This window comes from Polaribacter batillariae, assembly GCF_017498485.1.
GTDB classification, from domain to species: Bacteria; Bacteroidota; Bacteroidia; order Flavobacteriales; family Flavobacteriaceae; genus Polaribacter; species Polaribacter batillariae.
Genome location: NZ_CP071795.1, coordinates 2,470,894 through 2,484,534 on the forward strand (window position 1 = coordinate 2,470,894; position 13,641 = coordinate 2,484,534).

The 13,641-nt window shown below is 30.4% G+C and carries 8 protein-coding genes; 5 read left to right on the forward strand and 3 right to left on the reverse strand.

The window, feature by feature from the left end:
• Positions 1 to 98 precede the first annotated feature (98 nt).
• A complete protein-coding gene (gene uvrC, locus JL193_RS10890) occupies positions 99 to 1,910 on the forward strand; it encodes an excinuclease ABC subunit UvrC (protein ID WP_207970830.1) in 1,812 nt (603 codons plus the stop codon).
• Entirely contained in the window at positions 1,900 to 4,092 is a 2,193-nt protein-coding gene (locus tag JL193_RS10895) for a patatin-like phospholipase family protein (protein WP_207970831.1), read from the forward strand. Before uvrC ends, JL193_RS10895 begins: the two co-directional genes overlap by 11 nt.
• Before the next feature lie 142 nt (positions 4,093 to 4,234).
• Here JL193_RS10895 and JL193_RS10900 read toward each other — a convergent pair whose 3' ends face one another.
• Both JL193_RS10900 and JL193_RS10905 read right to left on the reverse strand, forming a co-directional pair.
• Positions 4,235 to 6,490, reverse strand: a complete 2,256-nt coding sequence (locus JL193_RS10900) for an inorganic phosphate transporter (protein ID WP_207970832.1) — start codon at positions 6,488 to 6,490, stop codon at positions 4,235 to 4,237.
• Positions 6,491 to 6,563: 73 nt separating this feature from the next.
• Positions 6,564 to 7,772 (reverse strand): porin, encoded by a 1,209-nt coding sequence (locus JL193_RS10905; protein ID WP_207970833.1) that lies wholly within the window; start codon positions 7,770 to 7,772, stop codon positions 6,564 to 6,566.
• Positions 7,773 to 8,108: 336 nt separating this feature from the next.
• Here JL193_RS10905 and JL193_RS10910 point away from each other — a divergent pair, with 336 nt between their 5' ends.
• Both JL193_RS10910 and JL193_RS10915 read left to right on the forward strand, forming a co-directional pair.
• Entirely contained in the window at positions 8,109 to 10,817 is a 2,709-nt protein-coding gene (locus tag JL193_RS10910; RefSeq protein WP_207970834.1) for a TonB-dependent receptor, read from the forward strand.
• 118 nt (positions 10,818 to 10,935) lie between these two features.
• The gene (locus JL193_RS10915) at positions 10,936 to 12,141 is read left to right on the forward strand and encodes a beta-helix domain-containing protein (RefSeq protein ID WP_207970835.1); all 1,206 of its coding nucleotides are present in this window, start codon (positions 10,936 to 10,938) and stop codon (positions 12,139 to 12,141) included.
• A 77-nt stretch (positions 12,142 to 12,218) separates the two neighbouring features.
• On the opposite strand, the gene JL193_RS10920 is transcribed toward JL193_RS10915, so the two are convergent.
• The gene (locus tag JL193_RS10920; protein WP_207970836.1) at positions 12,219 to 12,563 is read right to left on the reverse strand and encodes a heavy-metal-associated domain-containing protein; all 345 of its coding nucleotides are present in this window, start codon (positions 12,561 to 12,563) and stop codon (positions 12,219 to 12,221) included.
• A 92-nt stretch (positions 12,564 to 12,655) separates the two neighbouring features.
• On the opposite strand from JL193_RS10920, the gene JL193_RS10925 reads away from it, so the two are divergent.
• The gene (locus JL193_RS10925; protein ID WP_207970837.1) at positions 12,656 to 13,531 is read left to right on the forward strand and encodes a DMT family transporter; all 876 of its coding nucleotides are present in this window, start codon (positions 12,656 to 12,658) and stop codon (positions 13,529 to 13,531) included.
• Positions 13,532 to 13,641 lie beyond the last annotated feature (110 nt).

Consider the following 13,641-nt stretch of genomic DNA (forward strand, 5'->3'; position numbering starts at 1 on the left):
AAAATAAATTAAGAAACAGGTGTTTATACCTATTTAAATTTGTTTTTCAAACCTGTTTTTTCTTTATATAATAATTTAAAAATGTGTAATTTCGTTTTATGTCTGCATCATTAGAACTTCAATTACAAACGCTACCGAATACACCAGGAGTGTATCAATATTTCGATAAGAACGATGTAATTATTTATATAGGTAAGGCAAAAAATTTAAAAAAAAGAGTGGCTTCTTATTTTACAAAAAAACACGAAAATGGTAAAACAAGAGTTTTAGTAAAAAACATTGTTCGTATAAAACATATTGTTGTAAATACAGAAACGGATGCTTTATTATTAGAAAACAACCTTATAAAAAAATACAAACCCAAATACAATGTCTTGCTGAAAGACGATAAAAGTTACCCTTGGTTGTGTATTAAAAAAGAACGATTTCCAAGAATATTTTTAACACGTAGGGTTGTTAAAGATGGCTCAGAATATTTTGGACCTTACACCTCAGTAAAAACAGTAAGAATTCTGTTAGATTTAATAAAAGAATTATATCCTTTAAGAACCTGTAATTACGATTTAAGTGCACAAAAAATTAACGAGGGTAAGTATAAAGTTTGTTTAGAGTATCATTTGGGCAATTGTTTAGGTCCTTGCGAAGGCTTAGAAACACAAACCCATTACGAAAATTCGATTAAGGAAATTAAAAACATTATCAAAGGAAATTTTAAAGAGAGCTTAGATAAATTTAAAAAAATGATGCTCGATTTTTCTGAAAGTATGGAGTTTGAAAAAGCACAAAAAATTAAAGAAAAATTAGACAGGTTAAATAATTATCAAGCCAAAAGCACCATTGTAAATCCATCTATAAACAACGTAGATGTTTTTTCTATTATTTCTGATGAAACCCATGGGTATGCAAACTTTTTAAAAATTTCTAACGGTTCTATCATTCAATCTCATACTACAGAAATTAAGAAAAAGTTAGATGAGACAGACAAAGAATTATTAGAACTTTTTATTGTAGAAATAAGGCAACGTTTCAACTCACAATCGCCAGAAATTTATGTGCCTTTTAAAGTAAATTTAGGAGAAACTGTAAAAGTAACTGTGCCAAAATTAGGGGATAAAAAACGCATTGTAAATCTTTCTGAAAGAAATGCCAAATATTACAGAATGGAACAGTTTAAGCAAATTAAAATTGTAGATCCAGACAGGCATACTAAAAGAATTATGGCGCAAATGAAAAAAGATTTGCGACTTTCTGTAGAACCAAGACATATAGAATGTTTCGATAATTCGAATATTCAAGGAACAAACCCTGTGGCTGCATGTGTTGTTTTTAAAGACGCAAAACCAAGTAAAAAAGATTATCGACACTACAATATAAAAACGGTTGTAGGGCCAGACGATTTTAGTTCTATGGAAGAAGTTGTGTATAGAAGATACAAGCGTTTGTTAGCAGAAGACGAGCCTTTACCACAATTAATTATTGTAGATGGTGGAAAAGGACAATTGTCTTCAGGTTTAAAAGCCTTAGAAAGGTTAGGTTTGCGAGGTAAAATAGCCATTATTGGTATTGCAAAACGTTTAGAAGAAATTTATTATCCTGGAGACCCAATTCCTTTGTATTTAGATAAAAAGTCTGAAACCTTAAAAATAACACAATATTTAAGAAACGAAGCCCATAGATTTGGTATTACGTTTCATAGAAATAAACGTAGTAAAAGTGCCATTCAAACAGAGTTAGAACAAATTCCTGATGTTGGCAAACAAACCATTACAACTTTATTACGTACTTTTAAATCGGCAAAACGCGTTAAAGAAGCTTCTTTAGAAGATTTAAAGAAATCTATTGGACATGCGAGAGCAATAAAAGTATATGGGTTTTATCATCCAGAAAAAGAAAAACAAAATGAAAAATAGTCTGTTTTTATTCTTATTGATGCTTCCAATGCTACTTTTGGGGCAACAAGAGCAACCTAAAGTTGGTTTGGTTTTAAGTGGTGGTGGTGCAAAAGGATTTGCGCATATAGCCGTCTTAAAAGAAATCGACAAAGCCGGCATTCAATTAGATTATATTGGAGGTACAAGTATGGGGGCCATTATTGGAGGTTTTTATGCAGCAGGCTACTCTGCAAATCAAATTGAAGAAATTATCTTAAAAACAGATTTCTTAACACTTATTAGAGACGAGTTACCCAGAAGTGCTGCCACTTTTTTCGAAAAAGAATTTGGCGAAAAAACAATAGTTACACTACCCGTAAATAAAGGCAAGATAGGTTTGCCAAAAGGTGTTTCTAAAGGGCAAAATGTATTAAATTTATTATTAGAATTGTTCGATTCTGTAGATGGCAATCAAGATTTTGCCAAACTACCAACCCCATTTTTTTGTATTGCCACAGATGTAGAAAATGGCGAACCTGTTGTTCTAGAAAAGGGTTCTTTGCCTATATCTTTAAGAGCGAGTGGTTCTTTTCCATCACTTTTAAACCCCGTAGAAATAGGAGATAAGCTTTTAATTGATGGGGGTATTGCAAATAACTTTCCTGTAAGTATTATGAAAAAGAAAGGAATCGATATTATAATAGGCGTAGATGTAGAAGGCAAGTTGTTTCAAAAAGATAAAATAAATTCTGTGGTAACATTATTAAACCAAATAATGAGCTATCAAATGTATAACAAAACAGATGAAGAAATAAAAAAATTAGATGTTTACATTCACCCACAAATATCTGATTACACAGTAGTAGATTTTGATAAAAAAGAAGAAATTATAGAAAAAGGCACCATTGAAGCCAAAAAATACAGCAAAGTTTTTGAGCAAATTGCCGCAAAACAAGTTGTAAAGAAAAAAAGAAAAAATATAAATTTTAATAAAGAAAAATTAAAGATTTCTGAGATTGGTGTCCATGGAGGAAAAAACTATACAAGAGCCTATATTTTAGGAAAATTAAATATTAAAAACGGAGACAGTTTGTCTAGGCAAGACATTACTAAAAAAATATATTTACTATCTGCAACCAGAAATTTTAATAGAATTGAATATAATTTAGTTAAAAAAATAAATGGTAGTTATTTATTAGATTTTAAAGTAAGCGAATCTAACGAAAAGGCCAATTTAAAATTAGGCATACATTACGATTACTTATATAAATCTAGCATTCTTGCAAACTATAATCATAAAAGTGTGCTAACAAAGAACGACATGCTTTCTTTAAACTTAATTTTTGGAGACAATTTAAGGTACGATTTTACCTACTTTGTAGATAATGGTTTTTACACGAGTTATGGTTTTCGATCTAGGTACAATCACTTTCGCTCTCAAGTTCCTTTTAGCGAAAGTACTTCTCCGAATATAAGCAGTGTAAACATACGATATTCAGATTTTACCAATGAAATATTTTTACAAACAACATTTAGTCGAAAATTTGCAATTGGTATTGGTGCAGAAGTAAAAAGAATAGAGGCATTAACAGACAATATTAATTCGTTAGACGACAGTCATATTGCAGACGATAGCGTTTATTTTAATGTTTTAGGATATTTAAAATTAGATACTTACAATAAGAGGTATTTTGCCACAAAAGGGTTTTTCGCAGATCTAGGTTTTAAATGGTATTTGCTTTCTAGTGATTTTGCAAATAATTTCGAACGATATGCACAAACAAAAGGAAAAGTGGGTTTTGCTACCTCTTTTTGGGATAAGTTTACATTACAATATACAGGAGAAGCTGGTTTTTCTTTAAGCTCAGTAGAATCTCGTGTTTTCGATTTCCAATTAGGAGGTAATAATCAAAATTACATTAATAATTTTATTTCTCTTTATGGATACGAATTTGCAGATTTAAGTGACGAATCTTTTGTGAAATCGGAATTTAATATTCGTTATCAATTTTTACCTAAACATTATTTTTCTGTAATTGCAAATTATGCACGTTTAGATACAAACGTTTTTAAAGATATCGATTTATTTAAAGATGTAAAATCTGGTTATGCATTAGGCTACAGTTACGATTCTTTTCTTGGGCCTATAGAATTAAAATATAGTTGGTCTCCAGATACTAATGAAAACGTTTGGTTGTTTAACTTAGGTTTTTGGTTTTAAAGGTTTGGTAGAAAGTAGAAAGTACAAAGTACAAAGTACAAAGTACAAAGTATGAAGTATGAAGTATGAAGTATGAAGTATGAAGTATGAAGTACAAAGCCAGTGAAATTTAATTTCACTGGCTTTTTTAGACTTGTTTTATCTATTCTTTATTTTGTTTTGTGCTTAAATGAAACTCTTCATAGGTTTGTAACAAACTCATTAAAGCAGTAATTAAATCTTTTGTTTCTAAAAGAACACTAAAGTATAAAGTGGTGTTTTTAGGGCTTGTTTCGTCGGTTCTAATTCTAGATACTTGTTTTTCAATAGAAGAAGAAACACTGTTTAATAGCTCATTTTTTTCGATAATAAGCGCATTTAAGTTGTCTAAATCTCTATTTTCGAAAATAGCAGCTTCTTTAACTAATAAAGTAGATAGCTGAACGTCTATTCCTTTTAAATCTTTTATTTGGCCCTTTTTTAAATTTTTATGGTTGTTATTTACATGTTTATAGCTCGCTCTAGAAATATAGCTAATAGATTGTGCTATATCTTGTAAGTAACCTAAAACCATAATGTAAAATCTACTAGCTTGTACAGAAGTTTCGTCTAAAGATTTAATAAAATAAAAAACGCCGTCTTTTAAACCATCAATTTCGTCATTTAATTTATTAACGTGTTTGTCGGTTTTACGTAATTTATTTAAATCGTGGTTTGCTAAATCGTTTACAACATTTGTATATAATTTGTTTATACGTGTAATAACTCCAGAGATATGATCTGCACTTTCTTCAATTACACCATTAATGGTAATTAATTCTGCCCTTTCTATATATTCTTGTTTTTTAATTTCTTTTGTTTTGTTTCTATGAATTAAGGTGTTTCTGCCTATTAATAAAGCAACAACTGCTAACAAAATAGGAATCATAACCATGTTCCAGCTAATTAAATACGCCACAACTGCTGCTGCTAAAAATGCTGTAATTGCAGTTAAAAACCATCCGCCAATTACATTAAGAACTCCAGCAACTCTATATACAGCACTTTCTCTTCCCCAAGCTCTATCTGCTAAAGAAGTACCCATGGCAACCATAAAAGTTACATATGTGGTAGATAGTGGTAATTTCATAGAAGTGGCAATCGATATTAAAATTCCAGCAACAATTAAATTAACAGCGGCTCTTACTAAATCGAAAGCTGGTAATTCGTACGTTTTATCTTTTGGCAACTCTATAATTGGTTTTTGAAATTTAGAATCTACATACGCTAAAGCAGATTTAGGAACTATATAACTAATTCCAGCATTAATGCCCATAGCAGCTCTAACTACAATTCTAGATAATGGATTGGGTTGAAATTTCTCATGTCCTTCTCCTTGCCTCGATAAATCGATGCCAGTTTTTATTACGTTTTGTGCTTTGCTAGAAGTCCATAATGTAACAACCATAATTGCACCTGCCATTAATAATAACCAAATATTAGAAGGTACTTTTTTTGCTAAAATACCCATAGAAAAACTATCTGCTGCAACACCAGAAACTTCCCACGCTTGGTAAGAATTCCATGCAGCAATTGGTACGCCTACAAAGTTTACCAAATCGTTTCCAGAGAAAGCCATTGCTAAAGAAAAGGTTCCTACTCCAATAATTAATTTTAAGATATTTATTTTAAAAACCTGAATTAATAGTTGAGAAATTATAGACCAAACCACAAAACTTCCTGCAATAATTAAAAGTGTATTTCCTTCAATTAAATGTTTTATATCATCATAAAAAGGAGTTCCTTTCATACCTTTTATAATAATAAAATAAGTTATTGCGGTAATTGCAAAACCACCAAACAGGGCATTAATATAGGTCGCTCTTTTATCGAAATTAAAAGAATAAATTAATCTCGATAAAAACTGAACAATCGCACCTACAGAAAAGGCGACGACTACAGAGAGTAGTATTCCGTTAATTATTTCTAGCGCTTTTTTATGGTTGATATAATTCCAAATATCTAATACAGATTGAGAATTGTTTGCAGAAATCTTTATTAAAGAAATACAAACGGCAGCTCCTAACAGTTCAAAAACAATAGAAACGGTTGTAGAAGTTGGCATTCCTAACGAGTTAAAGATATCTAATAATAAGATATCTGTAATCATTACAGCCATAAATATAATCATAATGTCTTGGAACATAAACATGCTTGGGTTAAAAATTCCCTTACGTGCAACTTCCATCATTCCACTAGAAGTAACAGCTCCAAAGAACACGCCTAAACTGGCAATTATCATTATATTTTTTACAGAGATTGCTTTAGAACCAATAGCCGAGTTTAAAAAGTTTACAGCATCGTTACTAACCCCTACAACTAAATCTACAATGGCCAACACAGCCAAAGCAACAAGCATTAAAATATATGGATCTCCCATTTTTCTTTAAAATTTAGATTTGCAAATTTACAAATACGAAAAATTGCGTATGTTATGTTTACGTTATGTTAATTTAAAAATGAATATCTACTTGTAACCTACACATAAGTTGATTTTTTTGAAAACCGATATCTGTGTAACTTACATCTGTTTGTATTTTTAATTTATGGCCAGCAATATATTTAGAAGCTCCTAAAGTATATTGGTTTTCGGCTCCTTCTCCAGTAATATTTCTGTCTAATGAAATGTTTGTATAACGTCCAGAAATTTCTAAAGTTTTCGATAGTAAATAGCCAGTTTGTAAATTTAAACCATTTCCTACTTGAACGATATCTCCTGTAAGAGTGCCGTCAGAATTTTTTGCGAAAGCGTCGTCTGCATTTCTATTTGCATATTCTGCCATAAAAGAAAAGCCTTTGTGTTTATACATGGCATCTATAAATATGGTAGAAATATTTGTAGAATAAAATCCAGTATCATTTACCATATAAAAACCTTGGTTACTTCTTGTTTTAGATGCATTATTGTTAAAATCGTAAGTAAAACCTATAGATAATTTCGGTTTTTTTTCGAACATTAAATCACTTCCTTTGTAATCTCCTCTGTTTTTAAAATCTCCAAAAGGAAATAATTCTACTCGGGTTGTATATTGATATCCGCCAATGTTCTCGGTAGTAACGTTTCGACCTTCACCTTGAGCTATAGAAAATATTTCTTTTACTAAGAAGGTATTTGTAAGGTTAAATTTGTGCCTTAGTTGAATTCCTATATCTCTATCGATGTTAAAGCGACTATTTAATAAAGAACGATCTACTTGTTGTAAATTTCCAGAAGAAATTACGCGTTCTCTATTTCCTGGTAATTTTGCTTGCCCTAACCACAAAACAAAGTTGCCAGCGAAATTCCATTTTAAAATGGCATCCATAATGTATCTTGGAGCATTGCTTGTGAATTGCGAAATTCCAGATTGGTCTCTGTTAGACAAACCCAATTCAATTTTATATTTTAATTTGGGCGAAAAGGCAAAACCATTAAACTTTAAACGAGATCTTCTAATCGACATTGCAGTTTCTGAGTTGGTAAGTCCGCTATTAATAGCCCACTGAGAAGTCGCTAAAGTTTGGAATCGTAAACCAATTTTCATAGTAAAAGAGCTGTCTTTTCCTACTAAATTAAAAACACCTTTGCCAAATTTTGGAGCATTTGTTTTTTGCGCATTTATAGCAATAAAATTAAAGGCACAAACAATTATTACTAACATACGTAGTAATTTAAAAATCATAAAATGGTAGTTTTTGTCGCTACAAAGAAGCAAAAAAAACGTTAACTTAATGTTAACTTAACGTTAAGTTAGAAAAAACTGCCTTGGCCTTAGGCAGTTAGGTTATAAAATAATTGTTGACAAAAACTACAATTCTATAACTTTAAAGTAATTCTTATAAGAAGTAGCCAAATCTCTCTTTTTTCTTAAAAGTAATGTTTCTTTAAAATTAATAAAACGTTAATTATTTTAATGTAGTTAACAATTAATTAATGTTTCTGTAACTCAACCATAATTTATAACTAACATAGAGTTTACAAATTGAGCGGACTTTTGCACAAGTTAAAATACGAAATAATGAAGAAATTTTTATGTATTGCTTTTGTAGCTTTAAGTCAATTTTTAATAGCACAAGACAAAGGAACTATAAAAGGTTTGTTAACAGATAAAGAAACAAATAACGAGCCATTACCATTTGCAAATGTTATTATAAAAGGAACTGCAATTGGAGGGACTACAGATTTTGATGGACTGTATTCATTTAAAGTACCAGCAGGAACTCACACGGTTCAGTTTAGTTTTGTTGGTTATAAAACCATCGAAAAAGTATTTACTATAAAAGCAGGAGAAACCATTACCATTAACCAATTAATGTCTGCAGAAGAAGGTGTTGGTTTAGACGAGGTTGTTGTAAAGTCTTCTACGAGTAAAGAAAAAACAAGCGCCTTAATTTTAGAACAGAAAAAAGCGGTTTCAATAAAAACAACTATTGGAGCTCAAGAGCTATCTGTAAAAGGAGTTTCTGATGCAGAAGGAGCTGTTACAAAAACAGCAGGTGTTTCTAAAGGATCTAAAAATGTTGTGGTAAGAGGTTTGGGAGATCGTTACAACTCTACGAATTTAAATGGTTTGCCTTTACCTTCTGAAGACCCTGAATATAAAAATATATCTTTAGATTTTTTTGGAACAGATATTATAAAAAATATTGAAGTAAATAAGGTGTTTACACCAGAATTATATGGAGATGTTGGTGGTGCAAACATAAATATTGCTTCAAAAGAATTGGTAAAAAAGAGCTTATTAAATGTAAATACTTCTTTAGGTGTAAATACACAAACATTTTCTAAGGAGTTTTTAACAATAGATGGAACCAATAGATTTGGAACCCAAAACACTAGTATTCCAATAAACGATTTATCTAAATATTCTTTTAAAAATTCATTTAAGCCACAAAGTCAAGATTTTCAGTTAAATAATAGTATCTCTTTTGCTGGGGGTAAAAAATATGATGTTAATGAAGACACTTTTAGCTTTTTTATTGTTGGTGGATTTGACGGAAGTTATAATTATCTAGACGGTAATATCAAACAAACAACTAGTTCTGGAGAGATTTTTCAAGACCAATCTTTTACGAAATATGAATATAATGTTTCGCAAATTTTAATGGCGAACTTAAAATATAAATTCGAAGAAGGGCATAATATTGCTTACAATCATTTATTTATTCATAATAATAAACAATCTATTGGAGATTATTTAGGTTTTAATAATCCAGAGCAAGATGGCGATTTAGAATTTCAAAGAAGACAGCAAACAAATAATAACGAGTTGTATGTAAATCAATTAATTGCAAATTACAAGTTTACAGAAAGACTAGATTTCGAAGCAAAAGGTTCTTTAAATTTTATTAGAGGTAATGAGCCAGACAGAAGAACGAATAAATATTTATTTAGAGATAATTATTATAGTCCAGAAACGAGTTCTGCAGGAGAAAACGAACGTTATTTTGCGAAGTTAGAAGAGAACGATTATGCTGCAAAAGGAAAATTTTCATATAAATTAAAAGAAGACGAAGAAGATATTAGCATTTTAGAATTTGGAGGAGATTATAGATATACAGAGCGTTTATTTTCTGCTACTATATTTAATCACGATTTTTCTAGCAGAGTTGCCGTAGATATCGAAAATCCAGATGCTGTATTTTCTCAATCTTCGATAGATAATACTATTTTTGAATTGGAAACAGGTAGAGGTGGTGTAAGTAACCCAAATGCATTTGTACCATTTACCTACAGAGGTAAAAGACAAATATTTGCAGGTTTTGGAAATTTAGTATATCAATTAAGTGATAATTTTATTGCCTCTGTTGGTGGTAGATTCGAAAAAATTCAGCAACGAGTTACTTATAACACAAACATTGCACAATCTGCTATAGATGGAGCTTCAAATTTAGATAGAACCTATTTGTTACCAAGCTTCAACTTAAAATTCAACTTTAGTGAAAACAGTATTTTAAGAATTGCAGGGAGCCAGAGTTACACGTTTCCACAGTTCAAAGAAACAGCTCCATTTAAATATCAAGACATAAGTTTTTCATCTCAAGGTAACCCAGATTTAAAACCTTCAGATAATTATAATTTAGATGCGAAATACGAATACTACATGTCCTCGTCTGAATTATTTACTGTTACTGGGTTTTATAAATACATTCAAAATCCAATTGCAAGAAGCGAGATTCCTTCTGGAGGAAATACATTAACCTATTTAAATGTTGGAGACGATGCAAGTGTTTATGGAATTGAATTAGAAGTTAGAAAAAATATTTATGAAATTGAAGACAAAGATTTAAAAATTATGGGAGGTGTAAATACATCTTACTTAGTTTCTAATGTTAACTTAGATGCAAACTCTATAGCACAATTTACAAATGCAACAAGTAATTTGGAAGGAGCAACACCATTTTTAATAAATGCAGATATTTCTATCAATAAAAAATACAACGATAATACATTTATCTCTTCACTAGTATTTAATTATTTTAGTGAAAGAGTTTACTCTGTTGGTACTAGAGGTTTTGCAAATATTTTAGAAAAAGGAATACCAACACTAGATTTGGTTTCTTCTTACGAATTTAATAAAAATTATAAACTTAAATTAAAAGCAACGAATTTATTAAATCCAGATTTTCAATTATCTAGAGATGGTTTCAATGGAGAAAATAATGTTGTGTTAAGTAATTATAAAAAAGGTGTTAATATAAGTTTAGGATTCTCTTATGATTTCTAGGTTTTTGTAAGTTTTCATAACAATTCTTTAAAATTCAGTTAAGACAAAATGAACATAATTGTTTCAATTTTGTAAAAGATAATCAAACAAACAATTTAAACAAATTAATAAGAAAAAAATGAAAAAATCAATTTTATCAATCGTAGCAATCGCTTCTTTAGTTTTTGCTAGCTGTTCTTTAAGTGACGACGATAATACACCAGTGACAGGAGGAGATGTTACACCACAAAATTTAGCAGGAAATTTAACGTCTGATTTAACATTAAAATCTGGAATTGCACACAATTTAACAGGAGCTCTTTTAGTAAAAGATGGAGCAACTTTAACTATTGAGGCTGGTACAACAATTAATGCATTAGCAGGTGGTACAGATGTTTATATTTTAGTAGAAAAAGGAGGAAAGTTAATCGCAGATGGTACTGCAGCGAACCCTATTAAATTTACATCTAGTGCAACAAATCCTAAAGCTGGAGATTGGGGTGGTATTATATTAAATGGTAAAGCACCATTAAGCCGTCAAGAAGGGGCAGAAAGTAATGCTGCAACAGAAGTTAAAAATTCAATTTTATTTGGTGGTTCTGTTGAAGACGACAATTCTGGAATTATGAACTATGTAATTTTAGAATATACAGGTGCAAGAATAGATGACGAGGCAGAACATAATGGTTTAACTTTAAACGGAGTTGGTTCTGGAACTACATTATCTAACATCGCTATTTTAAATGGAGATGATGATGGTATTGAGTTTTTCGGAGGAACTGTAAATGCATCTAACATTTTAGTAGTAAATGCAAAAGACGATATGTTCGATTTTACACAAGGTTATGTTGGAACTTGTACAAATTTATATGGAATTAGAGAAGCTGGTTACTCAGCAGTAACTTCAGACCCAAGAGGAATTGAAGCAGATGGAAATTTAGATGGAAAATCTTCTTCAGACATTAATCAATCTAACTTTACAATTAATGGAGTTACAATTATTAATAACAATGCAGTTGAAGTAGTTAATACTGCGAATGGTACTGAGGAGAAAGGTAAAATGACTGATGGAATTAAAATTAGACGTGGAGCTACTGCAACGATTACCAATGCTTATTTAGCATTAGGTACAGGAGCTGCATTTGATGATGTGGTAGATTTAAAAGACAGTAGAGGAAATTCAACAGATGCAACTTCTATTGTTGGTGTAGCAAACACTGCAAACGGATTAGACATTACAGATATTAAAAACACAGTTTCTGGTGGAGCAACTGTTACACTAACAGCTGGAACTTCTGGTGGAGCAGATAAATCTGTATTTGCTTGGACTGGTTATAGTTTTTAAGTAAAAATAATAATATCAAACAAAAAAACAGGCTTTAGCCTGTTTTTTTGTTTGATATTATCTTTAAAAAATAAATTTTATTTAGAAGCTTCAGTGGCTTTGTATAAATCTCCTCCTGCAATTCCATTAACAAAAGCGATTAGGTCTTTTTTAGACGTTTTATTTGCATCAAACTGAATGTTTGCAATACTATCTTTAAAAATAACTTTGGCTTCTAAAACACCTTCTTTTTTAGACAATTTAGATTGTATTGTTTTTGCACAACCAATCTCGCAAGTCATGCCAGAAATGTTTAAAGTAACCATTTGTTGCTTGGCTGCAACTACTGCTGTTTTTTCAGTTGTTGAAGAATTTTCGGTTTTACAACCTACAAGCGTAAAACCTACAACTGCTACTGCCACTAATATTTTTTGAACTCTCATTAGATTTAATTATAAAGTGATACTACAAATTTATAGATAATAAATTTCTAATTTAAAGAATTGTTAGACTTTTGCAACTTATTTAACACAACATGAGCAATCAGCAACAAAAATGGCTATATTTATTTCTACTTTCTTTGGTTTGGGGAAGTTCTTTTATTTTGATGAAAAAAGCCTTGTTGGGTGTTACTCCAATTCAATTAGGGGCAATAAGAATGCTTTTTACTGCATTTTTTCTACTTTCGGTTGCTCCAAAATCTTTGAAGAAAATTCAAAAAAAACATTACAAATATATTGTTTATACAGCCTTAGCAGGAACTTTTATACCAGGTTTCTTGTTTGCATTTGCAATAACAAGTATAGATAGTGCTGTGGTTTCTATTTTAAACTCATTAACGCCTTTTTTTGCGTTAATATTAGGGGCTCTTATATTTGGTTTTGCGTTTAAAAAGACACAGTTATATGGCATTTTAATTGGTTTGGTAGGTACTTTAATTTTAATATTAAACGGAGCTGTTGTAAACCCAAATCAGAATTATTGGTATGCTTTGTTAATTATTATAGCTTCTGTTGGGTATGCTTTTAATGCAAATATGGTAAAGAAATATTTATACGATTTAAATGCGCTTTCTATTGTAACTGGTAATTTTTTATTGCTAATTGTTCCAGCTTTTACGGTTTTAGCGTTCACAGGTTTTTTTTCAATCTTTAGTTTTCAAGATAAAATTTTAATGCAGTCTTTAGGTTATTTGGCTATTTTATCTATTGTAGGCACTGGAGTTGCAAAAACGATTTACAATAAATTGGTACATATTTCCGATCCTGTTTTTTCTTCGTCTGTAACGTATTTAATTCCATTGGTGGCCATCTTTTGGGGAGTGTTGGATGGAGAAAAATTGAGTCCACTACAAATATTTGCGGGTGTTATTATTTTGTTAGGGGTTTATTTGGTTAATAAGAAAAAGTAGATTTTCTAGTTTCAAAATTTTAAGGTTTTTCTCGCAAAGTTGCGAAGGTAAAAAGTTTTTGTCTAAATTAAATATCTTAATACTTAATTCTTGATACTTAATACTTAATT